The sequence below is a fragment of the Streptomyces sp. NPDC047049 genome (assembly GCF_040643995.1).
GTDB lineage: Bacteria > Actinomycetota > Actinomycetes > Streptomycetales > Streptomycetaceae > Streptomyces > Streptomyces mooreae.
In genome coordinates, this window is record NZ_JBEYVM010000015.1 from 135,777 (window position 1) to 161,858 (window position 26,082).

A 26,082-nucleotide genomic window follows, 5' to 3' on the forward strand; every position below is an offset into this window, starting at 1 on the left:
GTGAAATACACACAGCGAAGGGAGAATACCCTTCCGGGGAAAGCATTTGAACCCCGCTTCCGTATCTCCGATTCTCGGATAATCATCCCGCTTTCGCTTCCGCCTCCCCCGGGCCGGCACCGGAGGACTGCGATGCCCCTCAGGCCCCGGCCGGCCCTGCACGCCCTGCACGTCCTGCACGTCCTGCACGCCCTGCACGCCCTGCACGCACCCTCGAACCGACACCGAACCTGATGTACCGTCAGATTCATGACTCCAGGGACCCGTTACCGTGGTCACGCACATCGCAAGGTCGCCGTCGCCGGAGTGGCCCTGTCCGACTGCGGGCGCGTGGACGAGGCCACCCCGTACGCCCTGCACGCCCAGGCCGCCCGCCGGGCACTCGCCGACAGCGGCCTGGACCGTTCGGTGATCGACGGCTTCGCCTCGGCCGGTCTGGGCACCCTCGCCCCCGTCGAAGTCGCCGAGTACCTGGGACTGCGCCCCACCTGGGTCGACTCGACCTCGGTCGGCGGTTCCACCTGGGAAGTGCTGGCCGCGCACGCCGCCGACGCGATCGCCGCAGGCCACGCGGACGCCGTCCTCCTCGTCTACGGTTCCACCGCCCGCGCCGACATCAAGGCGGGACGCCGTACCGCGAACCTCTCCTTCGGGTCCCGCGGCCCGCTCCAGTTCGAGGTCCCCTACGGGCACACCCTGATCGCCAAATACGCCATGGCGGCACGCCGCCATATGCACCAATACGGCACCACCCTGGCGCAGTTGGCCCAGATAGCCGTCCAGGCACGCGCCAACGCGGCAGCCAACCCGGACGCCATGTACCGCGACCCGATCACCGTCGACGACGTCCTCTCCGGCCCGGTGATCGCCGACCCGTTCACCAAGCTGCACTGCTGCATCCGCTCCGACGGCGGCTGCGCGGTGCTGCTCGTCGCCGAGGACTACGTCCAGGATCTCGCCAAGCCCCCGGTATGGGTACTCGGTTCCGGCACCTCGGTCTCGCACACCACCATGTCGGAGTGGGACGACTTCACCGTCTCGCCCGCGGCGGTCTCCGGCCGGCTGGCCTTCGAACGGGCCGGTGTCCGCCCCTCCGAGATCGACCTCGCCGAGCTCTACGACGCCTTCACCTATATGACCCTGGTGACGCTGGAGGACCTGGGCTTCTGCGCCAAGGGCGAGGGCGGCGCCTTCGTCGAGAAGGGGCGGCTGCTGCGGGACGGGGAATTGCCGGTCAATACCGACGGGGGTGGGCTGGCCGCCTGCCATCCCGGCATGCGCGGCCTGTTCCTGCTGGTCGAGGCGGTACGCCAGCTCCGCGGCGAGGCCGGCCCGGACCGCCAGGTACGCAAGTCCGGCGGCGCCTTGCCCCAGCTTGCGGTCGCCTCGGGCACGGGTGGCTGGTTCTGTTCGTCGGGGACGGTGGTGCTGGGGCGGGGCTAAGGGCTTTCCCGTAGGGGCCGGGGCCGCAGCAGGGCGGTGAGTTCCCCCGCCGGGAACGCGCAGCGTCTCGCCGGGGATGCACAGCGGGGAGCCAACGCGATCACGCTCAAGGACCACTCGGCGCCATCCGGCACCCTCCGCCACCGGGTCGGTGCCGCCGGTCCGGCTCCCGCCGTCGTACGGTCCGCGTACGCTGCCTGGCATGACTGATCAGGCCGGGCACCAGCACACGCCGGATGCCGTTCCCGCCGGCGCCACCGCGCACCATGCCGACGCCACGGGCCCCGGGGACGCGCGGGACGCCAGGGAGGCCGGGGACGCCGGAGGCGCCGCGGAGGCCCGCGCGTTCCGGGAGCTGTTGCGCGGGCTGCGGGTCTGGGACGTCGAGCTGCCGGCGTTCGACGTGGCCACAGCACCGGACGACCCGCTGCCGCTGTTCCGGCAGTGGCTGCGGGAGGCCGCCGAGGCCGGTGTCCCCGAGCCCCACACCATGACGCTCGCCACGGCGGACGCGGCCGGTGACCCCTCCGTGCGAACCCTGATGCTGCACGACGCCGATGAGCGCGGCTGGCACTTCGCCTCGCACCGCGGCAGCCGCAAGGGCCGCGAACTGGCCGCACGGCCGCGGGCGGCGCTCGGTTTCTACTGGGCGGCGGTCGGCCGTCAGGTGCGGGTCCGGGGATCGGTGACCGCGGCGGGTCCCGAGGAGAGCGCGGCCGATCTGCACCACCGTTCCACGGGCGCGCTGGCCGCGGCGCTGGTCGGGCGGCAGAGCGAGGTGCTCGGCTCGACGGCGGAGCTGGCGCGCGCCTCGGAGGCCGCGTGGGAGCGCGCCCGCCGTGAGCCGGAGGCACCGGTGCCGAGCTGGACGCTGTATGTGCTGCGTGCCGAGGAGGTCGAGTTCTTCCAGGGCGACGCACAGCGCCGCCATGTACGCCTCAACTACCGCTACGAGGGCGACGGCTGGCGGAAGGAACTGCTCTGGCCATGAGCCACGCGGCCGGCCGGTCCGCCCGCCCTCACAGCTGCTGGTACATGATGTGCAGCCCCACATAGCCCTTGGTGGGGTGCAGGAAACCCTCGGGGAGGGTCGTCATGATCCGGAAGCCCAGGGACTCCCAGAGGGCGACGGCGCCCGTATTGGTCTCCACGACGGCGTTGAACTGCATCGCGCGATAGCCCTCGGCGCGCGCCCAGGCGAGTACGTGCTCCCCCAGAGCCCGGCCGACGCCGCGTCCGCCGCACTGCGGGTCGACCATGAAGCTCGCACCGGCGATATGCGCGGCGCCACCCATGTGGTTGGGGTTCATCTTGGCCGTACCGAGCACCGTGCCGGATTCGTCGACGGCGACGACCGTCCGGCCGGGCGCCGTCAGCATCCACATCTCGCGGGCCGTGGCTTCATCGAGGTCCCGCGGGTACGTATAGGTCTCCCCGGCCGCCACGATGGCGTGGAGGAAGGGCCAGATAGCAGGCCAGTCGCCCGCGGTCGCCTCACGAATCAACACGGCCACAGCATCCCTCGGACCCGGCGGGCCCGCCACCGCATTTCGCCGCGGCGCTGAACGGCGGCACGGGACGCGCGAGCGCAGAGGCGGGGGGCGGGGACCCAGGGGCTCAGGGACTCAGGGGCTCAGGGACGCGCCGGCATCACGCAGGCCGGAAGACAGGGAGGGCGACCGTCCCGCCCGCACCCTCACCTTCGCCTTGGCCCTCGCGACGGAAGTGCACCACGAGCGGCATCGCGATCCGCAGTTCCGCCTCCGGACAGTCGGTGACCTCGGTCATCATCCGGGGGCCTTCGACGAGATCGACCACGGCCGCGACATACGGAACCCGCTCGCCGAACGGCGGGAGATCGTTACGGTGCACGACGGACCAGGTATAGAGAGTGGCGCCTCCGGCGGCCGGCACCCAGCCGACATCCTCGCTCCAGCAGTACGGGCAGAACTCGCGCGGGTAGTGATGCACCGCCCCGCACCCCGCCGCCCGGCAGCGACGCAGCAGCAGCCGTCCCTCGGCCGCCGCGTCCCAGTACGGCCTGGTGAAGGCATCCACCTCCGGCAGATCGAAACGCACCGCACTGCGCGCACCACGCGGCACAGCGCCCCGCGCCCCTCCCGCCCCAGCAGTCCCGGCCATGACGCGAACACCCCCACCGATTCGATCGCCCTGCACCTGACGGTACGTCAGTTCAACCGATACGGAACTCGACGCGCAAGGGGCCATACACAATCCACCCCCACTCGGGAGCCGCGACCGGCAGCCACCGGCAGCCACTCGCCACGACCGCCGCCGAGGCACCCACGACCCCCGCACCCCGAACGCCCCCCCGCACCCGCACCCGCACCCGCACCCGCAAGCTTTACCGTGCACGCCCATTCCTGACGTGGCGTCAGTTCAGTAATCTGACTGTGCGTCAGTTGATGAGAACGAGAGGCCTCACACAGGAGCGGGCGTCTGCGATGCTTGGATCGACTCACGGCACCCTCACCACTCACTCCCGGCCGGCCCGCGTCATGGCCTGTGGGGAGCAACCACCACACACCGTGCACGGCATCAGTGAACCGCACCCCGGCGACGGCGGACAGGGCGCCGGGGCGGTCGACCGCGATGTCAGCGGGCGCCCGCTGCACGCCCCGGCGCTCGACCTGGACCGGTTCTTCCGGCCCGAGTCCGTGGCCGTGATCGGCGCCTCGGACAGCGAGGGCCGGCCCAACACGGGGATCACCCGCCAGCTGATCGCCTGGTCGGAGCGTGTCGGCGCCCGGCTCCACCTCGTCAATCCGGGACGCGTCCAGGTCTTCGGGCGGCCGTGCCACGCAGCCGTCGCCGAGTTGCCGGAGACCGTCGACCTCGCCGTACTCCTCGTCGGCGCCCCCCTTCCGGTCATCGAACAACTCGGGGAGGCCAAGGTGAAGTTCGCCGTGGCCTTCGCCTCCGGATTCGCCGAGACCGGCGAGCGCGGCGCGGCGGCCCAGGCCCGGCTGGCCGAGGTCGTCGAGCGCTCCGGTCTGCGGCTGCTCGGGCCGAACACCAACCTCAACGCCTTCGAGCGGTTCCGCGAGGACCTGGACGGCCCGGCGATCGCCCTGATCACGCAGTCAGGCCACCAGGGCCGCCCGGTCTTCAGCCTTCAGGAACTGGGCATCCGCCTCTCGCACTGGGCCCCCACCGGCAACGAGGCCGATCTGGAGACCGCCGACTTCCTCTCCTACTTCGCCACCCGCCCCGAGGTGGGCGCCATCGCCGCGTATGTGGAAGGCCTCAAGGACGGCCGCAGTTTCCTGCTGGCCGCCGACCGCGCCGCCCGCCACCGGGTGCCGGTCGTCGCCGTCAAGGTCGGACGTACCGAGACCGGCGCCCGGACGGCCCTCTCGCACACCGGCAAGCTCACCGGCGCCGACAGCGTCGTGGACTCGGCGATGCGGCAGTTCGGCGTCATCCGGGTGGACGGGCTCGACGAGCTGCAGGACACCGCGGCGCTGCTGGCCCGGGCCAAGAAGCCCACCGCGGAGGGCGTAGCCGTCTATTCGATCTCCGGGGGCACCGGCGCGCACTTCTCCGACCTGGCGACGGCCGCGGGGTTGTCGCTGCCCACCCTCGGTGACGCCAAGCAGGCCGAGCTGCACCAGTGGATACCGGACTACCTGAACGTCGCCAATCCGATCGACAACGGCGGGCACCCGGTCGGCGACTGGCGCGGCCGCAAGATCATCGACGCGATCCTGGCCGACCCGTCCATCGGCGTGCTGATCTGCCCGATCACCGGCCCCTTCCCGCCCATGAGCGACAAGCTCGCCCGGGATCTGGTGGAAGCGGCGGAGCAGACCGACAAGCTGGTGTGTGTGGTGTGGGGCTCGCCGGTCGGCACCGAGGACGCCTACCGCGGCACCCTTCTCGGCTCCTCACGGGTGGCGACCTTCCGGACCTTCGCCAACTGCATCACCGCCGTCCGCGCCTATCTGGACCACCACCGCTTCACGGCCGGCTACCGCTCCCCCTTCGAGGACGCCCCCCGCATACCGTCCCCGTCCGCGCGCAAGGCCCAGGCCCTGATGCGCCCGGGCGAACCGCTGAGTGAGCACGCGGCCAAACAGCTGCTGCGCGCCTACGGCATCCGGGTCCCGCGCGAACAGCTGGTGACCAGCGCGGCGGCGGCCGTACGGTCGGCGAGCCTGGTCGGCTACCCCGTGGTGATGAAGGCTTCCGGGCCGCAGCTGGCGCACAAGACCGAACTCGGCCTGGTCAAGGTCGGCCTGACCTCGGCCAGCCAGGTCAGGGACGCATACCGCGAACTCACCGACATCGCGCGTTACGAGGACATCCCGCTGGACGGTGTACTGGTCTGCCAGATGATCGAGCGCGGCGTCGAGACGGTCGTCGGCATCACCCACGACAGCCTCTTCGGGCCGACGGTCACGGTCGGCCTCGGCGGGGTGCTCGTGGAGGTCCTGCAGGACGTGGCCGTGGGCATCCCGCCCTTCGGTGAGGACCAGGCGCGCGCGATGCTCGGCGAGCTCCGCGGCCGCGCCCTCCTGGAGGGTGTACGCGGCGCACCGCCCGCGGACATCGACGCGCTGGTCGAGGTCGTGCTCAGGGTGCAGCGGATGGCGCTCGAACTCGACGGTCAGCTGGCGGAGTTGGACATCAATCCGCTGGTGGTCCTGCCCCGCGGGGAGGGCGCCGTGGCCCTCGACGCGCTGGCCATCTGTCCTTGACCACGCACGCCACCACAGCCGCAACGGCGACCGCACCGGCAACGGCAACCGCAGCTGCCACCGCGGGCGCAAGCACAGGCTCGGTCGCAGCCGTAACTGTCCCTGGCACCGCCGCCGCACCCGCAACAGAACCCGCACCCTCACCCGCAGGCGCACTCGCCACGCCGCGGCCCGCCGTCCCCACCACGACCGCACCCTTGGGAGCCGTTCCCCCATGACGCCCTCACCGTCCCCCGCTTCCGTCCCCCCCGCCGCAGGCCCCGGCCGGGCCGCCGACGGCACCGCCCGTGTCGATCCCCCCGACCGCGCGGCCCCCGTCGATTCATTGATACTGCACACCACTGACAACGGCGTCTCGTGGATCACCCTCAACCGGCCGGAGGTGAGGAACGCCCTCACCCGTGACCAGCGCGAACACCTCATCGCACGGCTCGCCGAGGCCTCCGCCGACCCGGACGTACGGGCCGTGGTCCTCACCGCGACCGGCCGGGGCTTCTGTGCGGGTGCCGATCTCCGCGGAGCGACGTCGTCGGGCGAACGGGTCGCCGGCGATGTCGCCCGGATGATCCGCGACGGCGCCCAGCGGCTCATCGCGGCGGTGCTGGACTGCGAGAAGCCGGTCATCGCCGCCGTCAACGGCACCGCGGCCGGGCTCGGCGCCCATCTCGCGCTCGCCTGCGACCTGGTACTGGCTGCCGAATCGGCGTCCTTCATCGAGGTGTTCGTACGCCGCGGCCTGGTCCCGGACGGCGGCGGGGCCTACCTCCTGCCCCGGCTGATCGGCCCGCAGCGCGCCAAGGAGCTGATGTTCTTCGGCGACGCCGTACCGGCCGCCGAAGCGGCCCGGCTGGGACTGGTCAACCGCGTGGTCCCGGACCCCGAGCTGGCGGGGACGGCCCGGGAGTGGGCCCAGCGGCTGGCGGCGGGCCCGACCCGGGCACTGGCCCTGACCAAACAACTGGTCAACGCCTCGCTCGACGCCGGCCGGGCCACGGCCCTCGCCGCCGAGGCCACCGCCCAGGAGATCAATATGACGACGGCGGACGCACAGGAGGGGATCGCCTCCTTCGTGCAGCGACGCCCCCCGGTCTACCGGGGCCGGTGACCCGAGCCGGACGCGCCGGGACCGAAGCCCCGAGCCGGACGCGCAGGGCCTGAAACCGGAGCCGGACCCGCCAGGAGAGCCGAGCCGGCACGACAGGGCCTAAGCCCGGCCCGCAGGGACCGAAGCCCCGAGCCCGACGCGCGCGAACCGCCTACTCCTGCCCCGCCGGACACTCCCGCACCTCACGGGTGTTCCGTGTCCGCACCCCCGGCAGCCACCCCCGCACCCCCTGCCCGCTGGTGACCAGATACCAGCGGGTGGAGGTGACACCGGCTTCGTCGCGGACCATCCGGCCGTCGGTCACCACACAGTGCGCGGCCAGGTCATCGCCGTGCCAGACCCGGCCGGCGGAGTTGCCGCGCGCGGCGTACTCGGCGCGCGGGTCCCTGGCCAGCCGGAGGGCGCACTCCAGGGAGCGGCCCGTACGGCAGGCCTGTTCACTGTTGTAGACCGTGACCTTCACCGTCGGGGGCGGGCCCGCCGGCTGGAGCGTCACGGGCCCGGGGCGAACCAGCCACCACACCCCCAGCGCCACCACGGCCACCGCCGCCGCCACCACGAGCGCGACCGCGTACGGCCGTCGCCGGGGCAGTGCGACCACGGCGGGCGCCGGAGCGGTGCCGGAGTCCCTGATGCGGTCCCACAGGCCGGGCGGTGTCTCGATCTGTTCGTCCGCGAGCCGGAGCCGTGCCCGCAGCAGCGCCTCGGCGTCGTCCCCGGCGCCGCCGCCCCGGCCGCCGCCGAAGTCCCGGCCACCGCCCGCTGAGCCCGCACCGCTGTCGTACCGTGGCCCCACTCCCACCGCGCCGCTCACCTCCCCGCCTGCCCGTGCTCCGATGCCACGAGGTAGGCGCGCAGCCGGTCCAGCGCACGGGCGCGATGGCGGGCGGCGGTACCACGGTGCACCTTCATGATCTTCGCGGCCTGGTCGAGGGTGTAGCCGTCGAGGTCGACCAGGATGACGATCCCGGCCTGCCGGTGCGAGAGCTTCCCCAGCAGCCGCACCGCCTCGATCTCGGCCTGCCGCCGCTCCACCCCGCCGTCCCAGCCGCCGGCCACCCCGCCGGGCCCCGTACCGGCGCCGCCGCCCGCCCCGCCCGCACCGGATTCCTCGACCCCGTCCATCGCGTCGACCAGCACCTGGCGCCGGTCCTTGCGGTAGGCGTCCCGGGCGACGTTGAGCACGGCGGTGAAGGCGTAGGCGTACGGCTCCGGATGGGCGAGGAAGCGCTGCGGACGCGCCGCGAGTTTGAGGTAGGCCTCATGCACCACGTCCTCCGCGGACTGTCTCGATCCGGCCAGCATCACCGCCCGCCGGTAGAGCCGGGGCAACAGCCCGCAGAAGACCTCGTCGAAGGTGGGTGACGCGGCGGACGAAGCTGATGACGCTCTGGCATCGGCCATGTACCGGAACTCTCCCCCGTGTTCGGCTACGGACGCGGCCGAGTGGACGCTACCCGTGCGATCGACACGCAATCAGGAATCCGCCCCTCAATCTCCCCCGAATCCCCCAAGACCGGCCATGGTCGCCCGGCAAACCACACGTGCGAGTGGCCGCCGCCCCGCACAGCTTCACATCTGACGCTCCATCAGATTCAATGGGGGCATGATGGGACACGCTGCAATGGCGGCCACGGCCGTGCGGTACCTGCGCTCCGTCGGCGCGCCCACCACGGCCGCCGCACCGGCCGCCGCACCCGCCGGGCCACGTCCGCGCCCCGCCCTGCGGGCCGTACGCGACGACGAGCGCGCCCCGTTGGACCCCGCCGCGTTCCGCTCCGTCCTGGGGCACTTCGCCAGCGGCGTCACGGTCATCACGTCCCCCGGCGAGCCGGGACCGGCCGGTTTCGCCTGCCAGTCCTTCGCCTCGCTCTCCCTCGACCCGCCGCTGGTGACGTTCATGGTGGCGCGTACGTCGACCACCTGGCCGCGGATCGCCCGCGCCGGGGTGTTCTGCGTCAACGTCCTCGGCGCCGGACAGGGCGCGCTGTGCCGGGGGTTCGCGGTCAGCGGCGGCGACAAGTTCGCCGGGGTCCACTACGGAGCGGCCCCCGCGACCGGCTCGCCCCGGCTGGCGGACGTCCCCGCCTGGATCGACTGCACCGTCCACGCCGTGCACACCGGCGGCGACCATCTGATCGTGGTCGGCCGGGTCGAAGCCCTCGGCACGGACCCGGCCGCCGCCGAGGACGGCCCGCTGCTCTTCCACCGGGGTGCCTTCGGGCAGCTCCGCGGGTGAGCACGGCCGGTGCGGTGGCACAGCCGGGACAGACCACCATCCGCCCGCAGTGAACACCGGCCCCACCAGGCTCGGCGGTCACTACCGTCCACCTCATGACGACGATCACCACGCGTACGGTCACCTACCGAGCCGACAACCTCACGATGATCGGGCACCTCGCGCTTCCCACCGGTGCCGGCCGCCGGCCCGCGGTCCTGGTCGGGCCCGAGGGGACGGGGCTCAGCGACGTCGAGCGCCGCCGGGCCGATGCCCTGGCCGAACTGGGATACGTGGCGCTGGCCTTCGACCTCCACGGCGGGCGCTATCTGGGCGACCCCGAGGAGATGCTGGCCCGTTGCATGCCGCTGCTCGCCGACCCCGACCGGATGCGGGACATCGGCCACGCGGCGCTCGACGTGCTGCGTGCCGAACCGCGGACCGACCCCGACCGGATCGCCGCCATCGGCTACGGCACCGGGGGCGCCATCGGGCTGGAACTCGGGCGCGACGGCGTCGGCCTGCGGGCGATCGGGACGGTCAACGCGCTGACCACGGGCCGGCCGGGCGAGGCGGCGCGCATCCGCTGCCCCGTGTGGGCCGGGGTCGGATCGGAGGACCCGATCATGTCGCCCGCGCAACGGGAGGCGTTCACCGCCGAGATGCAGGCCGCGGGCGTCGACTGGCGCCTCGCGGTCTACGGCGGAGCCCTGCACGCCTTCCACCACCCATCGGTCGACCACACCGTGCGCCCCGGCGTCGGCTACCACCCACTGCACGCGCAGCGGGCCTGGCGCGACATCGTCGGCCTGCTCGCCGAGTGCCTGCCCTTGACGTGCTCCCTGGCCTAGAGTCCAGGGATTCCGGCCTGGGTCGTCTGACCCTTCCGGGGGCTTCCTGCTTCAACGCGCTGTGCCGGGACTTTCGTCCTGGTCTTACCGGCGCTCCACGAGGCGTTTGGTGTCTCCGCCCGCCCGGCGGCGACGATACGGCGTCCTTCGAAGAGGACGTTGCGTGCTGCGTTGTGGTCGCGGTCGTGCACGGTGCCGCACTCGCCGCACGTCCACTGCCGGACGTGAAGGGGCTTGGGACCGTCCCGGAATCCGCAGGCCGAACAGACCTGAGAGGACGGGAAAGCACGGTTCACCTTGGCGAAGGTACGGCCGTGCTTGACCGCCTTGTACTCCAGCATGCCGACGAACGCGGACCATCCCGCGTCATGCACGGACTTGGCGAGCCGGGTGCGGCCGAGGCCGGACACCGCGAGGTCTTCCACGTACACCGCTTGGTTGTCGCGAATGATCTGCGTGGAAGCCTTGTGGTGCCAGTCCCGGCGCCGGTTGGCTACCTTGGCGTGCTGGCGTGCGACCTTGATGCGGGCCTTGGCCCGGTTCTTCGATCCCTTGGCCTTGCGTGCCAGCTCCCGCTGAAGTCGCTTGAGCTTCTTTTCCGCCCGGCGCAGGAAGCGAGGGCTGTCGATCTTGCTGCCGTCGGACAGGACCGCGAAGGCGGACAAGCCGAGGTCGATACCGGCCTCGGTCTGCAGGCTGGGGAGGATGTCCGGCTCGGTGTCCACGACGAAGCTGAGGAAGTACCGGCCGGAGCTGTCTTTGGTGACGGTCAGGGACGTGGGTGCGGCCGGAAGCCGACGGGACCACTTGACCTTGAGGTTGCCGACCTTGGCCACGTACACCGTGCCGTCGTCCTGGAGGGAGAAGGCGTTGGTGTTGAGGCGGACCGACTGCCGGGTGTCTTTCTTCGACTTGTACCGGGGCGGCCCGACCTTCCGGCCCTGCCGCGTTCCCTTGACCGAGTCGAAGAAGTTCTTGTAGGCGGTGTCGAGGTCCCGAAGGGATTGTTGCAGGACGACCGCTGACACGTCGGCGAGCCAGGCGCGTTCCTCGGTGCGCTTGGCCTGGGTGATGCGAAGCCGGGACAGATCCGCGGACTTCACATACGGCAGCCCTCTCGCGTGCGCTTCCTTGCGGTCGCGCAGGCAGTCGTTCCACACCACGCGGGCACACCCGAACGCACCCGCCAGCGCACGATGCTGGGTGGCGTCCGGGTAGGCCCGGTAGTTGTAGCGCAGCTGCACATCCAAGACCCTACTGCGATTGGTTTCATGGAGGGGAAGAACGATTACAGACGGGGCAGGCACGTTGTTTCGGCGATGCATGTGTACTTGGTCTTTGTGACGAAGTGCCGATGCGGAGTCTTCAACGACGAGATGCTGACACGCTGCGAAAAGATCATGCGTAAGGTGTGCGAGGACTTCGAGGCGGAACTGAAGGAGTTCAACGGCGAGCGCGATCACGTCCACCTCCTGATCAACTACCCGCCCAAGACCGCCGTCTCCAAGCTGGTCAACAGCCTCAAAGGCGTCTCCGCCCGCCGGATACGCCTGCGGGCACCTCCCGGCCGAAGGCTGGGGGAGAGTTCACCGGCCGCACCAACCCCGCCATCATGCACGGGCACCTGTGGTCGCCCTCGTACTTCTCGGCATCCTGCGGCGGCGCACCGCTGGCGATCGTCCGCCAATACATCGAACAGCAAAAACGCCCGATCCAGAGTGCAGATCAGAGCAATCCTGAGAAGCATCCATCCTCGGCATGAACGCCGGGGCTTTCTGCAAGAGCCCCGGTAACGGAGTGATCCGCCAGGGGCCGGGGTTCCTCAGGACCGGGCCGATGCCGGCCGGCACGCCTCACCCGAAGGTCAGCACCGCCCGCGCCACCCGCCCGTGGTGGGCATCGTCCGCCGCCTTCGCGAAGTCCTCCACCGGGTAGGTCTTCGTCACCAACTCGTCGAGCAGCAGCCGTCCTTCGCGGTAGAGCCGGGCGTAGAGCGCGATGTCCCGCTGCGGGCGGGCCGACCCGTAGCGGCAGCCCAGGATCGACTTGTCCAGATACATCGACGACACCCGGAACGAGGCCTCCGCGGTGGCCGGCGGCACCCCGAGCAGCACCGCCTGTCCGTGCCGGTCCAGCAGGTCGACGGCCTGCCGGATCAGCCGGGTGCTGCCCACGCACTCGAAGGCATGGTCGGCGCCGGTCGGCAGGATCTCCTTCACCGCCTTGACGCCGTCCGGCGCCGCCGACGCGTCGAGGAAGTGGGTCGCCCCGAACTGCCGCGCCACCGTCTCCTTCGCGGGGTTGGCGTCCACCGCGACGATCACCGAAGCCCCGGCGATCCGTGCGCCCTGGAGCACATTGAGGCCGATGCCGCCGGCCCCGATCACCACGACCGAGTCGCCCCGGTCCACCCGCGCCCGGTTGAGCACCGCCCCGACCCCGGTCAGCACCCCGCACCCGATCAGCGCGGCCGACGTCAGCGGAATATCCTCGCCGATCTTCACCGCCTGCACCGCCTTGACGACCGTACGCTCCGCGAACGCCGAATTGGACGCGAAGCTGAACAGCTCGGATTCGCCCCGGCGAAACGGCTTCTGGGGCATCCCGATCGCCTTCCGGCACATCGTCGGCCGCCCCCGGTCGCACTCCGCGCACACCCCGCAGTTGGCCAGCGTCGACAGCGCGACATGGTCGCCGGGCACCACATGGCCGACGCCCGCGCCCACGGCCTCGACCACCCCCGCCCCCTCGTGCCCCAGCACCACCGGCACCGGGAACGGAATCGTCCCGTCGACCACCGACAGGTCGCTGTGGCACAGCCCCGCGGCCCGGATACCGACCAGCACCTCGCCCGGCCCCGGACCGCGCACCTCCAGATCGTCCACGACCCGGGGCTGTTCGCCGTCGAAGATGACGCCCCTCATATCCGCTCCACTCTGGGCAGGCCGAGCACCCGCTCGGCGATGATGTTGCGCTGGATCTCGTCCGAGCCGCCGTAGAGGGTGTCGGCCCGGGTGAACAGGAACAGCCTTTGCAGCGCGTCGAGTTCGTACGGCGCCTGGGCGGTCCAGTCGGCCGGGCCCAGCGCCGCGGCGGCCCCGCGCACCCGCATCGCCAGCTCCCCCAGCCGCTGGTGCCAGCCACCCCACAGCAGCTTCGCCACGCTCGGCGCACCGGCGTCCCCGGCCGCTCCCAGGGTCCGCAGCGCGTTCCACCGCATGACCTTCAACTCGGCCCACTGCCGGACGAGCTGGTCACGCAGCACCGGGTCCCTCAGCGCACCGCAGCGCACCGCCTCCCCGACGACCTCGGCCAGCTCCGCCGCGAACCCGATCTGCTGGACGAGGGTGGACACCCCGCGCTCGCGTGCGAGCAGCCCCATGGCCACCCGCCAGCCCGCTCCCTCGCCGCCCACCACATGCCCGGCCACCGCCCCGTCGAAGAACACCTCGTTGAACTCCGCCGTTCCCGACATCTGCCGGATCGGCCGCACCTCGATGCGCCCCGGCTGATCCATCGCCACCAGCAGGAACGAGAGCCCCCGGTGGCGCCGCCCGGCCGGATCCGTCCGCGCCAGCACGAAGCACCAGTCGGCCTCGCCGGCCAGCGACGTCCAGATCTTCTGCCCGCTGACGCGGTAGCCGGCACCGTCCCGGACCGCCACCGTCCGCAGCCCCGCCAGATCCGACCCCGCGTCCGGCTCGCTGTAGCCCTGGCACCACAGCTCCTCCCCCCGGGCGATGGCCGGCAGGAACCGCCGCCGCTGCGCCTCGTCCCCGTACGCGAGCAGCGTCGGCGCCAGCAGGTTCTCCCCGATGTGCCCCACCCGCCCCGGCGCCCTGGCCCGCGCATACTCCTCGGCCCACACCACCTGCTGAGTCAGGCTCGCCGTACGGTTCCCGTACGCCCCCTCCGTCCCCTCCCACCCGAGCCCGATCCACCCACCGGCCCCCAACTCCCGCTCCCAAGCCCGCCGCTCCTCGGCCCCCTCGTGCTCACTCCCGGGCCCGCCGCGCCCCGCCAACTCGGCATAGACACCCACGAGATGCCCCGCAAGCCACTCACGAGCCTCCGTCCGAAACCCCTCGTCCCCACTCCCGAACTCAAAGTCCACAACGACCTCCCTCACCCGCCCCCACCCACGATCACTTCTCCACCCACGGGAGGGGACGGGCCTGCGCAGCGGACCCGGCCCGCCGCCAGGCGCCACGGTGGCAAAGCCAAAAACGTGGGCCAGAGGCAAAGCGCAGCGGAACGGCGAGCAACCCCCACGGCGGGACGGCCAAAGCCGCAGGAAACCCCTACGCGTTGGGCCGCGCCTCCGCCCCCGCCGCCCTCGCCATCTCCGAAACCTGCGCCAGCATCGGCATGGGATCGGCCCCGACCGACCCCGGCAGCACCTCCGCCACCCGCTCCGGCGTCCAGCCGCCCCCGTCGGCGTACACGGAGCGAAGCTCCCTCGGCTGGGCCCACACGGCGATCTTGGGTCCGGCGACCGTGTACACCTGCCCGGTGATCTCCCGGGCCCGGTCGCTCAGCAGATAGACGACCAGCGCCGCCACGTCCTCCGGCTCACCGATCTCCGTCAGCTTCATCGGGACGTTCGCCGACATCCGTGTCCGTGCCACCGGAGCCACCGCATTGGCCGTCACCCCGTATTTGTGCAGTCCCAGCGCGGCGCTCCGCACCAGCGAGATGATCCCGCCCTTCGCGGACGCGTAGTTGGCCTGGGACACCGAACCCTGGTGGTTCCCGCTGGTGAAGCCCACCAGGGTGCCTGAGCCTTGCCGGCGCATGACGGCCGACGCCGCCCGGAAGACCGTGAACGTGCCCTTGAGGTGGGTGGCGACCACCGGGTCCCACTCCTCCTCGGACATGTTGAAGAGCATCCGTTCCCGCAGGATCCCGGCCACGCACACCACACCGTCGATCCGTCCGTACTGCGCCAGCGCGGTGTCCACGATCCGCTGGCCGCCGGCCATGGTGGACACGTCGTCGGCCACCGCGACCGCCTCGCCCCCGGCGGCCTCGATCTCCTTCACCACCGATTCGGCGACCTCGCTGCTGGGTCCGGCACCGTCGACGGAGACCCCGTAGTCGTTGACGATCACCTTGGCGCCCTGGTCCGCACAGGCGAGAGCCACCGCCCGGCCGATACCGCGGCCCGCTCCCGTTACGGCGATCACTTTGCCGGCCAAGAAGTTCCCCATGCCGTGACCCTTCCCGCAGTTTCTGACGGACCGTTAGATTTTTGAGCAGACACCGGACGAACACAAGACCCGGGGCGTACCGAACCCGGCCATCTGAAGGAGGGCCCATGCCCCTGCCGAAGGAGTTCCATGACATCGCGGAACGCGTGAACAACTGGGGGCGCTGGGGCCCGGACGACGAGATCGGGACCCTCAACCTGATCACCGGACAGGTCGTACGGGAGGCCGCCGGCTGCGTCCGCAGCGGCCGCCGCGTCCCGCTCGCCCTCCCGCTGCAACAGGAGGGCGTACAGACCGGCGTGATCCCCGGCCGGGTCAACCCGCTGCACACCATGACCGCCATCAACCAGGAGATCTTCGGCCCCGGTACGGTCGCGACGACGGACGACGCGGTCACGATGGGCCTCCAGGCGGCCACCCACTGGGACGGCCTCGCCCATGTCTCCCACTCGGGACGGCTCTACAACAACCGCCCCGCCGACTCGGTCACCGCCCATCACGGCGCGAGCTGCCTCGGCGTGGAGAAGGCCACCCCGATCGTCTCCCGCGGCGTCCTCCTGGACGTGGCCCGCGCCCACCGCACCGGGCAGCTGCCCGGCGGGCACGCCATCACGCCCGAAGACCTGGACGCCGCCGAGGAACAGGCCGGGACGGCGGTACGGGCCGGCGACATCGTCCTCGTACGGACCGGGCAGCTGCGGCACTACCTGGCCGGCGACCGGCAGGCCTACGCGTTCCCGTCACCCGGGCTGTCGCTGCGCACCCCGGAGTGGTTCCACGCGCGCGATGTCGCGGCGGTCGCCAATGACACCCTGACCTTCGAGATCTTCCCGCCGGAGGTCGAGAACCTGTGGATGCCGGTCCATGCGCTCGATCTCGTCGAGATGGGCATGCCACAGGGCCAGAACTGGAATCTGGAGGAGCTGGCGACGGCCTGCGCGGAGGCGGGACGCTGGACGTTCCTGCTCTCCGCGGTGGCCGAACCGTTCGTCGGAGGCTCCGGGGCGCCGGTCGCGCCCGTGGCGATCCTCTGACCACGCCGTCGACGACTGCGGCCGGGCCGCGTAGTCCTCGGGCCCGGGACCGGGCCGCGGCACTCCGCAATCCGCTGACCGGGCCGCGCCGGGCCACCGACTCCCACGGCCGGCGGCCCGACGGCACCCGGCCGGCCAGGTGGCGATGCGCTCGTGCGCGCCCCGAGCACGGCACCGCGGACCGCCACCCATCCCCGCTGTCACGGGGGCCCTGCCAGGCCGCGATCCGCACTCGCCAAGGCCCTGGACCGAAAGCCCGGCCCCCCACGACCTCGACGTCCCCTCGCGGCGCATCGCTTCACTCAAGGGTGATCAACTGAACACGCCACGTCAACACCTGGTCTGGACTGATTCCGTTACTGATTCCGCTACACCCGTGGTGCCGCATCCGTCGCGTTCATCGCGTTCGTCGCACCCATCGCCGGCATCGCACCCAGCGGCAGAGCCATGTCTGGGCACCCGCCCGGAGCGGTCAGGCCTGGTGCGTCACGGCGCGCGGCGCCGCGCGCGAGGCTTCGTAGGCCCCCAGATCGGACCCTGACGCCAGCAGCAGTGGCCGGCTGCGGTCCACCTCGCACCAGATCCGCTTGCCGCCGCCCTCCTGCTGCCACCCCCAGCGGTCGGCCAGGCCGTCGACCAGCTCCAGGCCGCGGCCGTTGGTGTCGTCGCCGTCGGCGTGCCGCTGGCGTGGCGGGCGGGCGCTGGCGTCCACCACTTCGACCCGGACCGTCCCGACCACGGCACCCGATCCGGAGAAACACATCCGCAGCTCGGCCGCCGCGCCGGTGTGCACCACGGCGTTGGTGACGAGTTCGGAGATCAAAAGGATCAGCGTCTCCGCCAGTGGCTCGTCGGCCCCTATACCGGAACCCACGAGCCGCGACCTGGCCCACCGCCGGGCCCTCCCCACCTCCGCGGGGTCGGGCCGTACGTCCAACTGAACCTGAAGCACCTGCACCGCTCACACCATCCGAACCGGCGGAAACATCGCCTCGCGCCTCCACGGAGTCACGGTGCGTGACCCCGGTGGAGCACAGCATGGTTGACGTTGAGTCACCCCAACAAGCGCTTCGGGCATATTCCAGCGCAAGGGAGTATGGATCCTGCATACTGTGCGACGCACTTTGCGGGGAGTCGAACAAGGGGGGCGATCGGCCCCCGTCCAAGGGCGAGCGGCGCGCAGTCCGTACCCCGGAGCCGTCTCTCCGACGACACCGGGCCCGTTGCGCCACAGAACCACTCGCACCCCACGGAGGGTACCCGAGCGAAACGCCGGCTCCCCCCTGTGACGAGTCACGCCTAGGACACAACCCGATATCGACCCTCCGTGACCATTTCCACCCAGCGAGTCCGACATATCGCATACGCACTGTCACGACCTGACAGCGCCGGACCTCACACATCACCGCACGCCACCACGCACCCGCACACCTCACCAGGCACCGCCGCCGCGACCCGCACGCCGCCACCGTCAGGCGATCAAGCCCGCGGCCAGCAGTTCTTCCGCCTCGGACGCCACTTCCCAGCGCTCGGCCCGCAACCAGGCCCGCTTGAGATGCAGATGAACGTCGGCCTCCCAGGTGAAGCCCATTCCGCCGTGGACCTGCAGGCAGTCGCGTGCGTTCCGCACCGCGGCCTCGTCGGCCAGCAGCTTCGCGGACGTGACATCAAGAACACTCTCCGTGACTGCCGCCGCGTATACCGCACTTCGGGCGATTTCAGTCCGTACCAGCATCTGTGCGCACAGATGCTTGACCGCCTGGAACGAGCCGATGGGCGCACCGAACTGCTCGCGTTCGCGGGCGTGACCCACCGCCATCTCGACCGTGCGGGCCGCGCTGCCCAGTTGCTGGGCAGCGGTGAGCAGCGCGGCCTCACGGCGGAGCCGGGGGACGTCCAGGGCCAGGGGTGCGGTACGCGGCAGCTCCACGACGCGGGCGAGCGGGGTGAGGGGATCGACGGAGGCGAAGGGGGCGCAGACCACGTGGTCCGGCGCGCTCCGGTAGGCCCCGCCCGTGCACCCGTGTGCGCCCCTGGGTTCGCCCCGGACTTCCCCCCGGACTTTCCCCCTGACCTCACCCCGAACCTCGCCCCCGAGCCTGCCCCCAGGCCCGCCACCGGACCCACCGCCCCCGTCACCCGCACCCCCCTCCACCAAGATCAACTCATCGCACTCCGCCGGGTGTTCCCACAGCACCGGCTCCCGCTCCGCCTCGCAGAGCCCGACGGTCTTCTCGCCGGCCGCGACCCCGTCCACCGTCCCGGCCAGCAGTTGGCACGCCACCAGCGGCCCCGGCAGCAGCGCGCGCCCGGCCTCCTCCAGGACCAGCACCGCTTCCGGCAGCCCGAGCCCCACTCCGCCGGCCTCCTCCGGCAGCCGCAGCGCGAAGAACCCGGCCGCGCCCAGCTCGCGCCACAGCGCACGGTCCAGTGCCGGTTCCTCCACCGCGGCCCGCAGCCGTTCCCGGCCGAACCGTCCGGCCAGCAGCTCCCGGGTGCCATCCCGCAACGCCCGCTGGTTCTCGGTGAGTTGGAAGTCCACGGCCCGGTCACCGCCCCTTCGGCAGGCCGAGGATCCGCTCGGCGACGATGTTCTGCTGGATCTGCGAGGTGCCGGCCGCGATGGTGTACGAGAGGGACGAGAGCCGGTCCGCCGCCCACTCGTGGTCCGCGTCCAGCGCGCCGGCCCCGAGCACCTGGGCCGCCGTGTCGTACAGCTCCTGGCGGACGTGCGAATAGCGGAGCTTGAAGACCGAGCCGCCGGTTCCCGGGACACCACCGCCGCTCCCCCGCCTTCCGGCGCCCGGCGGGGCCCCCATCGCCTCGCTGACATTCCACTGGATCAGCCGCCACAGCGCGGCGAACTCCGCATGCAGCCGGCCCAGCCTGCGGCGCAGCACGGCGTCGTCCCAGCGGCCGTTGGCGCGCGCGGCCCGGGCCAGCGCACCGAGCACCCGGCGGCAGGCCACCACCTCGCCGACGAAGGCGGTGCCGCGCTCGAAGGACAGCGTCACCATCGTCACCCGCCAGCCGTCGTTCTCCGCGCCGACGCGGTTGCCGACCGGCACCCGCACTTCGTCGAGGAACATCTCGGCGAACTCCGCCGAACCGGCCAGGGTGCGCAGCGGCCGGACCGTCACGCCCGGTGCGTCCATGGGCATCGCCAGCCAGCTGATGCCGCGGTGCCGGGGTGCGGCCGGATCGGTGCGGACGAGGAGTTCGCACCAGTCGGCGACCTCGGCGTGCGAGGTCCAGATCTTGGCGCCGCTGACGACATAGCTGTCCCCGTCGCGTACGGCCCTGGTCCGCAGCGCGGCGAGGTCGGAGCCGGCGTCCGGTTCGCTGAAGCCCTGGCACCAGATCTCGTCGCCGCGCAGGATCGGCGGCAGCCAGCGGGCGCGCTGTGCGGCGCTGCCCTCGACGGCGAGGGTCGGCCCCGCGTGCAGCAGCCCGACGAAGTTCGCGCCGACGTAGGGCGCCCCGGCGCGCTCGGTCTCCTCCAGGAAGATCAGGTGCTGGGTGGGCGTGGCACCCTGCCCGCCGGCGTCCCGCGGCCAGTGCAGGCCCGCATATCCGGCGTCGTACAGCATCCGCTGCCAGGCGGTGTCATACGCCCGCCGGCCGGGCCAGTCGGCCGCGGCGGGCTTCTCGGGGAGCCGCGGCAGCACCTCGCCGAGCCAGGCGCGCAGCCCGGCCCGGAAGTCTTCCTCTTCCGGTGTGTACGTGAGGTCCATCGCCACCCCCACCCGTTTCTGATGCTCCGTCAGAAACCAGGCTAGTCCCGCCCCTCTGGACCGACAAGGCGCCTGCCTCTAATCTCGACCCTCGAATCTGACGCTCCATCAGCTCTATGGGAGGGCCGGATGACCGGCACCACGCTCTGGGACCTGGTCGACTGGCGCGCCCGCCGCACCCCCGGCGCACCCGCCCTCATCCAGGGCGCCGCGTCCGCCCGGCACGAGCGGCACCTCACCTTCGGCGCCCTGCACCGGCGCGCGGAACGGGTCGCGGCCGGCCTGTACGAGCGGGGCGTACGGCCCGGCAGCCGGGTCGTCTGGCAGCTCCCGACCTGCATCGAGACCGTGCTGCTCAGCCTCGCCCTGGCCCGTATCGGCGCCGTCCAGAGCCCGGTCATCCCGCTCTACCGCGACCACGAGGTGGGCCAGGTGCTGCGCCGCACCCGTGCCGCGTTCCTCGCCGTCCCCGGCACCTGGCGCGGCTTCGACCACCGCGCGATGGCGCACCGGCTGGCCGCCGCGCTGCCCGGGCCGCTCACCGTCATCGACGCGTACGACACCCTCCCCGACGCCGACCCGGCCGTCCTGCCCCCGCCGCCCACCGACGCCGGCGAGGCCCGGTGGATCTTCTGGACCTCCGGCACCACCGCGGGCCCGAAGGGCGTCCTGCACACCGACCGCAGCCTGCGCACGGCCGGCCTCTGCCTGGCCGACGCGCTGCGCCTTCGCCCCACCGACATCGGCTCGATGGCCTTCCCCTACGCCCATGTCGCGGGCCCCGAGTACACGATCCTGCTCCTGCTGCACGGCATCCCGGCCGTCCTGCTGGAGCACTTCGCGCTGCCCGGCTCCCTCGCCGCCTACCGCCGCCACCGCGTCACCGTCGCCGGCGGCTCCACCGCCTTCTACTCCCTCTTCCTCGCCGAGGCGCGCAAGCTGCCGCCGGGACGCCGGATGCTGCCGTCGCTACGGCTGCTGGCCGGCGGCGGGGCGCCCAGACCCCCAGGGCTCTACCACGAGGCCGTCGCCGTACTGGGCTGCCAACTCACCCACGGCTACGCCATGACCGAGGCTCCGATGGTCACCATGGGCGATCCGCACGACAACCCCGAACACCTCGCCACCACCGACGGCCGGCCACCCGCCGGGATGGAGATCCGGATCGCCCCCGGCACCGGCGAGATATCCCTGCGCGGCCCGGCCGTCTGCCGTGGCTACCTCGACGAGCCCGACCCGTTCGGCCCGGACGGCTTTCTGCCCACGGGCGACCTCGGCCACCTCACCCCCACCGGCCACCTCGTCATCACCGGCCGCCTCAAAGACGTCATCATCCGCAAGGGCGAGAACATCTCCGCTCAGGAGATCGAGGAACTTCTGCACCGGCATCCGGGCGTGGCCGATGCCGCGGTCATCGGACTGCCGGACGCGGAGCGCGGGGAACGGGTCTGCGCGGTCGTCGAACAGCCGCCGGGGGCGGCGGAGTTGACGCTCGGCGCGGTCTCGGCCCACCTCCGCTCCCTGGGCCTCGCCCCGCACAAACTCCCGGAGCAGCTGGAGGTAGTGGCGGCCCTGCCGCGCGGGGCGACCCTGCGCAAGGTGCTCAAAGGGGAGCTGCGGGAGCGGTTCGGCGCGGCCGGGCGGCGCCGGGAGGTGTCATGACCGCGCGAGGTGGCGGACGCCAGGTGACCTGGGCCTGGCGTAAACACCGCCTTGCCCCGCCGCCCCCGGTGCCCCCGTGACCCGCCCCTCTTCGCGTGGGCCGGGCGTCCGCCGCGGGCTCCCCTGCGGACACCCGCTGTCCTCTTCACCCCCTACGGTCACCCCATGAATCACTCGCGACCCCGTATCGACACCGCCGCGCGCCGTGCCCGCCTCGGGCGGCGGCACCTGCTCGCGCCCGCGTACCGGGCGGGCCGTACCGAGGAGGTGGCCGATGCGGTCGTGGGCCTGCATGCCACCGATCCGGCGACCGTCCATCTGGCGGCCTGCGCCCGGCTGACCGCTCCGGACCCGGCCGATGTGGAGCGCGCGCTGTACGACGAGGGGTCGCTGGTCCGGCTGCTGTGCATGCGCCGCACGCTCTTCGCGGTCGGCGCCGCCCTCGCCCCGGTCGTCGCCTCGTCCACCGCGAAGACCATCGCCGCCAGGGAGCGGGCGGGGATGGTCAAGTGGCTCACCGAGGGCGCCCCGGGCTGGGACGAACGGCGGCTGGCCGATGTCGAGGCGAGGACGCTGGCCGCGCTGAGCGCACGCGGCGAGGCGACCGCGGCCGAACTCGCCGCCGAGGTACCCGACCTGCGCGACACCATCGTGAACTCCCCCGGCAAGCCGTACCAGGCCACGGTCGCCGTCTCCAGCCGGATCCTGCGGGTACTGGCCGCCGAGGGCCGCATCCGGCGCGGGCGGCCACGCGGCGGCTGGACCAGCAGCTCCTACCGCTGGCGGCCGGGCACCGCGTTCACCGAACTGCCCGCGCCACCGGCTCCCGAGGCACGCGCCGCACTCGCCGGCCGCTGGCTCGCCTCGTACGGGCCGGCGACCGTCGACGATCTCAAGTGGTGGACGGGCTGGACGCTCACCGCCACCCGGCAGGCGCTCGCCGCCGTCGGCGCCGTCGAGGTGGACCTGGACGACGGCACCCTGGGCGTCGCGCTGCCCGGTGACCTCGCACCGGTCGCCGCGCCCGAACCCTGGGCCGCCCTGCTGCCGGCCCTCGACCCCACCGCGATGGGCTGGAGGAACCGCGACTGGTACCTCGACCCGGCCCACGTACCGCAGCTCTTCGACCGCAGCGGGAACATCGGGCCGACGGTGTGGTGGTGCGGCCGGATCATCGGCGGCTGGGCCCAGCGCGCGGACGGCGAGATCGTCTGGCGGCTGCTGACGGACGGTGCGGGCACCTCCCTGCGCGGGCGGAGCCGGGAGCCCGGGGGAAGCGGCGAAGCCGCCGCGGCGGTGTCGGCCGAGGCGGCCCGGCTGGCGGCCTGGCTCGGGGACGTCCGGGTCACCCCGCGCATCCGGACTCCGCTGGAGCGGGAGTTGAGCGGGTGACGGCCAACGGCCGAGCCACCGGCCCACCACCTCAGCGCGGCCGGTAGGCGCTCGTCGCCTGCTCGTACAGCTCGTCCACCTCGTGCCGCCCGCTGTCCGGGCCGATGACGAGGACGAGGTGGTAGCGGCCGTTGTGGATCATCGCGAGGTTACGCACATACACCTCGCGTCCGCTGCCGTCGCGCCAGGAGAAGGTGCCCTCGGCCATCGCCGTCTTCCCGACGTCGATCCGCTGCAGACCGGAGGCCGAGGCCCAGCCGGAGGAGCGGTACGGCGCCAGCTCGGCTTCCTTGTTCTGCATGTACGCCATCGGGTCGGTGCCGGAGTGTGCCGTCGTGTCGCGGCCGGGCACCACCACCAGCTCGTAGTCCCCGCCGACGTACCGCACCTGGCCCCGGTCGTTCACCCCGCGCCGCTGCCAGCCCTTGCGGACCGCGACCTGGAAGCCCTCGGGGTCGGTGCGGACCTCGAAGCCCTTGGCGACCCGCGCCGGGCCGGTGGCCCGCGGCGCGCCGGTGCCGGACGAGCCGCCGTCCCCCTCCCGCTCCCCCTTGTCCTGGGGCGGAGCGGGCGACGCGGGCGCCGTGCCCGAGGTGCCCGCACGGTCCGCGCCCTCCCCGCCGGTCTTGGCGTCCTCACCGGACTTGGGCAGGAACGCCATGGCGTAGATGACCGCGCCGACGAGGAGGAGCAGGACCACGGTCAGCAGCAGCCGGCCGAGCGGGCGCGGCGCACGCGCCGGGCGCCCCGGGCGCGACACGTCACCCAGGCCCCCCTGGCCCACATGACCTACCTGATCGACCTGGCCGACCTGACCGACCTGACCGACCTGACCGACCTCGCCCAGCGTCTGCTGCTCGTACAGCTCCCCGTCAGCGGCCCCGCCGTGCCCCCAGGGCTCAGCCGGCTCGGCACGCCGCTCCGCCCGGACCTGCCGGGGCGGCCGGAGCGGCTTGGGCTGCTTCGGGGGACGGGGCGGACGGGGTGCCGCGGCGAACGGGGCGGACCGCTCCGGGTCCGGCGCCGGTGGGACGAGCGGTGCGGCCACGGCGGCCGGCGTCCCGCCCGCCCCGGCGACGGCCGGTGCCTGCTGCGACCGGGCCCGCCGGGACGCCCGGGTCTTCTTGTGGCGCCCCTTCCGGACGAGTTCACCGCGGCGCCGCACAATCGGCAGCCGCCGCGGATCGGCGCCCTGCGACGCCGGCATCGTCACCAGCCGGCTGCCGGCCTCCGGCTCCGGTGCCGTACGGATCAACGAGCGCAGCCAGCCGCTCAGCTCCTCGAAATCCGGGCGGTCGGCGGGGTCCTGGCGCAGCAGGGACTCGACGACGGGACGCAGCGCCCCGCACTCCTCGGCGACCGCGGGCGGCTGCGAGCAGACCAGCTGCGCCAGTTCGACGGCGCTGTCCTCCGGGAACGGCGGCTGCCCCTGCACGCTCCGGTAGAGGAGCGCACCGACCGCCCAGAGGTCGGTGGCCGGGCCAACCGGCGGCGCCAACTGCCAGTTCTCGTGGACCGGTCCGGCCTGCTCCGGTGCCCAGCGCTCGGTGACCGGGCCGATGACGGTCAGCCGCGTCTGCCGGGCCCGCTCGGCGGCGAGCCCGGCGGAGGGCCGGCCGTATGCGGTGGCGGTGGCGCCGGTGCCGTCGGCCGGGGGCTTGGCCAACGAGGTCACGGCGGAGGCGGGCCGGTCCGCCGCGGCCCCGTCGGAAGCGGCCTCGCCGGAGGCGGCCCCGTCGGCATCAGGCCCGTCGGACGCGGGCCCCTCCGCCGCCGTCCCGTCGCCATCCGGCCGCTCCGCCGCCGGGGCACCGCAAGCGCTCCCGCCCCCGCCGGACGCCTCGCCTCCGCACAGCGCCTCCTGCGCCGCGCCCACCGCCAGGCCGGTCAGGATGGCCCGGCCGTCCTCACAGACCAGGACCGTACGGGCGGTGATATTGCGGTGCAGCCAGCCGTTGGTGTGCAGCACCCGCAGCGCGGTGAGCAGGTCCGCGGCGATCTCCGCGGCGCGGTGCGGGGACAGCGGCCGCTCGGCGAGCAGCGCGGACAGCGGGCGGGCGGTGAGGAGTTCGGCGACGATCCAGAGGCTGCCGTCCTGCGCGAAGGCGTCGAAGACCTGCTCCAGCCGGGGGTGGTCGGCCAGCTGCGCGGCCGTGGTCGCGGCCTCCAGCGCGCGCCGTACGGCAGGATCGCGCGGGCTGCGGTCGGCAACCCCGGCCGTGCTCCCCGCCGTCCCCCGCCCGGCACCGACGCGGCCGCCGCCGGGCCGCCGCTCGCCAGGCGCCCGCTCGCCGGGCCCTGCCGTCGCCGCCCCCACGACCTCCGCCCCGACGACCTCCGCTTCGACGACCTCCGGCAGCGGCACCTGACGGATCAGCACCTCCTGCCCGCTGAAGGTGTCGAACGCCCGGGTCTCGGTGAAGTCGTCGTCGCCGAGGGGCCGCAACGGCAGGCGGTAACGCTCGGCGAGCACCCTTCCCGCGTACTCGTCCACGACGCCTCCCCGCAGCGCGCACTGTGTCTACCGTCGCGCCGGAGCCGCCCGTCGGCGCTGGCGCCTCCGGTCACTTCCGGTCGTCTTCCCGCCGATTGCGGATGCGTACGGTCTTCGCTGTCTCACGATACGTGCCCGCATCGGAGCTTGCGGGCCGCTCGGCACAACGACGCGCAACCTCTCCGCGCGCACCCGCTCCGTTCTCCGTCCGGCCCGTG

The 26,082-nt window shown here is 72.7% G+C and carries 21 protein-coding genes and 1 pseudogene; 10 read left to right on the top strand and 12 right to left on the bottom strand.

All coding sequences use genetic code 11. The features are described from left to right. Positions 1-249 precede the first annotated feature (249 nt). Together ABZ851_RS27415 and ABZ851_RS27420 are read left to right on the top strand one after the other, a co-directional pair. On the top strand, positions 250-1,443 hold the full coding sequence (locus ABZ851_RS27415; protein WP_361132705.1) for an acetyl-CoA acetyltransferase: 1,194 nt from the start codon (positions 250-252) through the stop codon (positions 1,441-1,443). Positions 1,444-1,645: 202 nt separating this feature from the next. Further along, on the top strand, positions 1,646-2,434 hold the full coding sequence (locus tag ABZ851_RS27420; protein ID WP_361132708.1) for a pyridoxal 5'-phosphate synthase: 789 nt from the start codon (positions 1,646-1,648) through the stop codon (positions 2,432-2,434). A gap of 28 nt (positions 2,435-2,462) precedes the next feature. Here the strand turns inward: ABZ851_RS27420 and ABZ851_RS27425 are convergent, their stop codons facing one another. Together ABZ851_RS27425 and ABZ851_RS27430 are read right to left on the bottom strand one after the other, a co-directional pair. After that, positions 2,463-2,951, bottom strand: a complete 489-nt coding sequence (locus ABZ851_RS27425) for a GNAT family N-acetyltransferase (protein WP_336053567.1) — start codon at positions 2,949-2,951, stop codon at positions 2,463-2,465. A 142-nt stretch (positions 2,952-3,093) separates the two neighbouring features. Beyond that, complete coding sequence (locus ABZ851_RS27430) at positions 3,094-3,522, bottom strand: OB-fold domain-containing protein (protein ID WP_361132711.1); 429 nt, start codon at positions 3,520-3,522, stop codon at positions 3,094-3,096. Between the two features lie 386 nt (positions 3,523-3,908). Between ABZ851_RS27430 and ABZ851_RS27435 the strand changes: the two genes are divergently transcribed. Both ABZ851_RS27435 and ABZ851_RS27440 read left to right on the top strand, forming a co-directional pair. Next, on the top strand, positions 3,909-6,164 hold the full coding sequence (locus tag ABZ851_RS27435; protein WP_361132714.1) for an acetate--CoA ligase family protein: 2,256 nt from the start codon (positions 3,909-3,911) through the stop codon (positions 6,162-6,164). Positions 6,165-6,378: 214 nt separating this feature from the next. Next, positions 6,379-7,269, top strand: a complete 891-nt coding sequence (locus ABZ851_RS27440) for an enoyl-CoA hydratase-related protein (RefSeq protein ID WP_361132717.1) — start codon at positions 6,379-6,381, stop codon at positions 7,267-7,269. A gap of 151 nt (positions 7,270-7,420) precedes the next feature. On the opposite strand, the gene ABZ851_RS27445 is transcribed toward ABZ851_RS27440, so the two are convergent. Further along, positions 7,421-8,071 carry a hypothetical protein gene (locus tag ABZ851_RS27445; protein ID WP_361132720.1) on the bottom strand — a complete coding sequence of 217 codons (651 nt, stop codon included), beginning with the start codon at positions 8,069-8,071 and terminating at the stop codon, positions 7,421-7,423. Positions 8,072-8,079: 8 nt separating this feature from the next. Then, complete coding sequence (locus tag ABZ851_RS27450) at positions 8,080-8,673, bottom strand: RNA polymerase sigma factor (protein WP_361132723.1); 594 nt, start codon at positions 8,671-8,673, stop codon at positions 8,080-8,082. A 220-nt stretch (positions 8,674-8,893) separates the two neighbouring features. Here ABZ851_RS27450 and ABZ851_RS27455 point away from each other — a divergent pair, with 220 nt between their 5' ends. Together ABZ851_RS27455 and ABZ851_RS27460 are read left to right on the top strand one after the other, a co-directional pair. Then, positions 8,894-9,508 (top strand): flavin reductase family protein, encoded by a 615-nt coding sequence (locus ABZ851_RS27455; protein ID WP_361132810.1) that lies wholly within the window; start codon positions 8,894-8,896, stop codon positions 9,506-9,508. Positions 9,509-9,603: 95 nt separating this feature from the next. Continuing rightward, positions 9,604-10,338 carry a dienelactone hydrolase family protein gene (locus tag ABZ851_RS27460; RefSeq protein ID WP_361132726.1) on the top strand — a complete coding sequence of 245 codons (735 nt, stop codon included), beginning with the start codon at positions 9,604-9,606 and terminating at the stop codon, positions 10,336-10,338. Here ABZ851_RS27460 and ABZ851_RS27465 read toward each other — a convergent pair. Next, the gene (locus tag ABZ851_RS27465; protein WP_361132813.1) at positions 10,335-11,582 is read right to left on the bottom strand and encodes an RNA-guided endonuclease TnpB family protein; all 1,248 of its coding nucleotides are present in this window, start codon (positions 11,580-11,582) and stop codon (positions 10,335-10,337) included. The genes ABZ851_RS27460 and ABZ851_RS27465 overlap by 4 nt on opposite strands. Before the next feature lie 27 nt (positions 11,583-11,609). Here ABZ851_RS27465 and tnpA point away from each other — a divergent pair. Continuing rightward, positions 11,610-12,100: pseudogene (gene tnpA / locus ABZ851_RS27470) on the top strand (IS200/IS605 family transposase). A 91-nt stretch (positions 12,101-12,191) separates the two neighbouring features. Here tnpA and ABZ851_RS27475 read toward each other — a convergent pair. The 3 genes from ABZ851_RS27475 to ABZ851_RS27485 form a co-directional block, all read right to left on the bottom strand. Continuing rightward, positions 12,192-13,262 (bottom strand): Zn-dependent alcohol dehydrogenase, encoded by a 1,071-nt coding sequence (locus tag ABZ851_RS27475; protein ID WP_361132729.1) that lies wholly within the window; start codon positions 13,260-13,262, stop codon positions 12,192-12,194. Then, the gene (locus ABZ851_RS27480; protein ID WP_361132732.1) at positions 13,259-14,452 is read right to left on the bottom strand and encodes an acyl-CoA dehydrogenase family protein; all 1,194 of its coding nucleotides are present in this window, start codon (positions 14,450-14,452) and stop codon (positions 13,259-13,261) included. Before ABZ851_RS27480 ends, ABZ851_RS27475 begins: the two co-directional genes overlap by 4 nt. Positions 14,453-14,639: 187 nt before the next feature. Beyond that, on the bottom strand, positions 14,640-15,548 hold the full coding sequence (locus tag ABZ851_RS27485; protein WP_361132735.1) for an SDR family oxidoreductase: 909 nt from the start codon (positions 15,546-15,548) through the stop codon (positions 14,640-14,642). A gap of 107 nt (positions 15,549-15,655) precedes the next feature. On the opposite strand from ABZ851_RS27485, the gene ABZ851_RS27490 reads away from it, so the two are divergent. After that, positions 15,656-16,582: a cyclase family protein gene (locus tag ABZ851_RS27490; RefSeq protein WP_361132738.1), complete on the top strand. Its 927-nt coding sequence runs from the start codon at positions 15,656-15,658 to the stop codon at positions 16,580-16,582. A 472-nt stretch (positions 16,583-17,054) separates the two neighbouring features. Here ABZ851_RS27490 and ABZ851_RS27495 read toward each other — a convergent pair whose 3' ends face one another. The 3 genes from ABZ851_RS27495 to ABZ851_RS27505 form a co-directional block, all read right to left on the bottom strand. Beyond that, on the bottom strand, positions 17,055-17,540 hold the full coding sequence (locus tag ABZ851_RS27495; protein WP_361132741.1) for an ATP-binding protein: 486 nt from the start codon (positions 17,538-17,540) through the stop codon (positions 17,055-17,057). Positions 17,541-18,053: 513 nt separating this feature from the next. Next, positions 18,054-19,124 carry an acyl-CoA dehydrogenase family protein gene (locus ABZ851_RS27500; RefSeq protein WP_361132744.1) on the bottom strand — a complete coding sequence of 357 codons (1,071 nt, stop codon included), beginning with the start codon at positions 19,122-19,124 and terminating at the stop codon, positions 18,054-18,056. 7 nt (positions 19,125-19,131) lie between these two features. Then, complete coding sequence (locus tag ABZ851_RS27505) at positions 19,132-20,316, bottom strand: acyl-CoA dehydrogenase family protein (protein WP_361132747.1); 1,185 nt, start codon at positions 20,314-20,316, stop codon at positions 19,132-19,134. 129 nt (positions 20,317-20,445) lie between these two features. On the opposite strand from ABZ851_RS27505, the gene ABZ851_RS27510 reads away from it, so the two are divergent. Further along, on the top strand, positions 20,446-21,978 hold the full coding sequence (locus tag ABZ851_RS27510; protein ID WP_361132750.1) for an AMP-binding protein: 1,533 nt from the start codon (positions 20,446-20,448) through the stop codon (positions 21,976-21,978). A 165-nt stretch (positions 21,979-22,143) separates the two neighbouring features. Beyond that, on the top strand, positions 22,144-23,370 hold the full coding sequence (locus tag ABZ851_RS27515) for a winged helix DNA-binding domain-containing protein (RefSeq protein ID WP_361132753.1): 1,227 nt from the start codon (positions 22,144-22,146) through the stop codon (positions 23,368-23,370). Positions 23,371-23,401: 31 nt separating this feature from the next. Here ABZ851_RS27515 and ABZ851_RS27520 read toward each other — a convergent pair whose 3' ends face one another. Then, positions 23,402-25,864 carry a protein kinase gene (locus ABZ851_RS27520; protein ID WP_361132756.1) on the bottom strand — a complete coding sequence of 821 codons (2,463 nt, stop codon included), beginning with the start codon at positions 25,862-25,864 and terminating at the stop codon, positions 23,402-23,404. Between the last annotated feature and the right edge of the window lie 218 nt (positions 25,865-26,082).

Excerpts from the sequence above, each read along its gene's own strand:
- ABZ851_RS27415 (WP_361132705.1), top strand. The coding sequence starts at position 250 with ATGACTCCAGGGACCCGTTACCGTGGTCACGCACATCGCAAGGTCGCC.
- ABZ851_RS27420 (WP_361132708.1), top strand. The coding sequence starts at position 1,646 with ATGACTGATCAGGCCGGGCACCAGCACACGCCGGATGCCGTTCCCGCC.
- ABZ851_RS27435 (WP_361132714.1), top strand. The coding sequence starts at position 3,909 with ATGCTTGGATCGACTCACGGCACCCTCACCACTCACTCCCGGCCGGCC.
- ABZ851_RS27440 (WP_361132717.1), top strand. The coding sequence starts at position 6,379 with ATGACGCCCTCACCGTCCCCCGCTTCCGTCCCCCCCGCCGCAGGCCCC.
- ABZ851_RS27450 (WP_361132723.1), bottom strand. The coding sequence starts at position 8,673 with ATGGCCGATGCCAGAGCGTCATCAGCTTCGTCCGCCGCGTCACCCACC.
- ABZ851_RS27455 (WP_361132810.1), top strand. The coding sequence starts at position 8,894 with ATGGCGGCCACGGCCGTGCGGTACCTGCGCTCCGTCGGCGCGCCCACC.
- ABZ851_RS27460 (WP_361132726.1), top strand. The coding sequence starts at position 9,604 with ATGACGACGATCACCACGCGTACGGTCACCTACCGAGCCGACAACCTC.
- ABZ851_RS27475 (WP_361132729.1), bottom strand. The coding sequence starts at position 13,262 with ATGAGGGGCGTCATCTTCGACGGCGAACAGCCCCGGGTCGTGGACGAT.
- ABZ851_RS27485 (WP_361132735.1), bottom strand. The coding sequence starts at position 15,548 with ATGGGGAACTTCTTGGCCGGCAAAGTGATCGCCGTAACGGGAGCGGGC.
- ABZ851_RS27490 (WP_361132738.1), top strand. The coding sequence starts at position 15,656 with ATGCCCCTGCCGAAGGAGTTCCATGACATCGCGGAACGCGTGAACAAC.
- ABZ851_RS27505 (WP_361132747.1), bottom strand. The coding sequence starts at position 20,316 with ATGGACCTCACGTACACACCGGAAGAGGAAGACTTCCGGGCCGGGCTG.
- ABZ851_RS27510 (WP_361132750.1), top strand. The coding sequence starts at position 20,446 with ATGACCGGCACCACGCTCTGGGACCTGGTCGACTGGCGCGCCCGCCGC.
- ABZ851_RS27515 (WP_361132753.1), top strand. The coding sequence starts at position 22,144 with ATGAATCACTCGCGACCCCGTATCGACACCGCCGCGCGCCGTGCCCGC.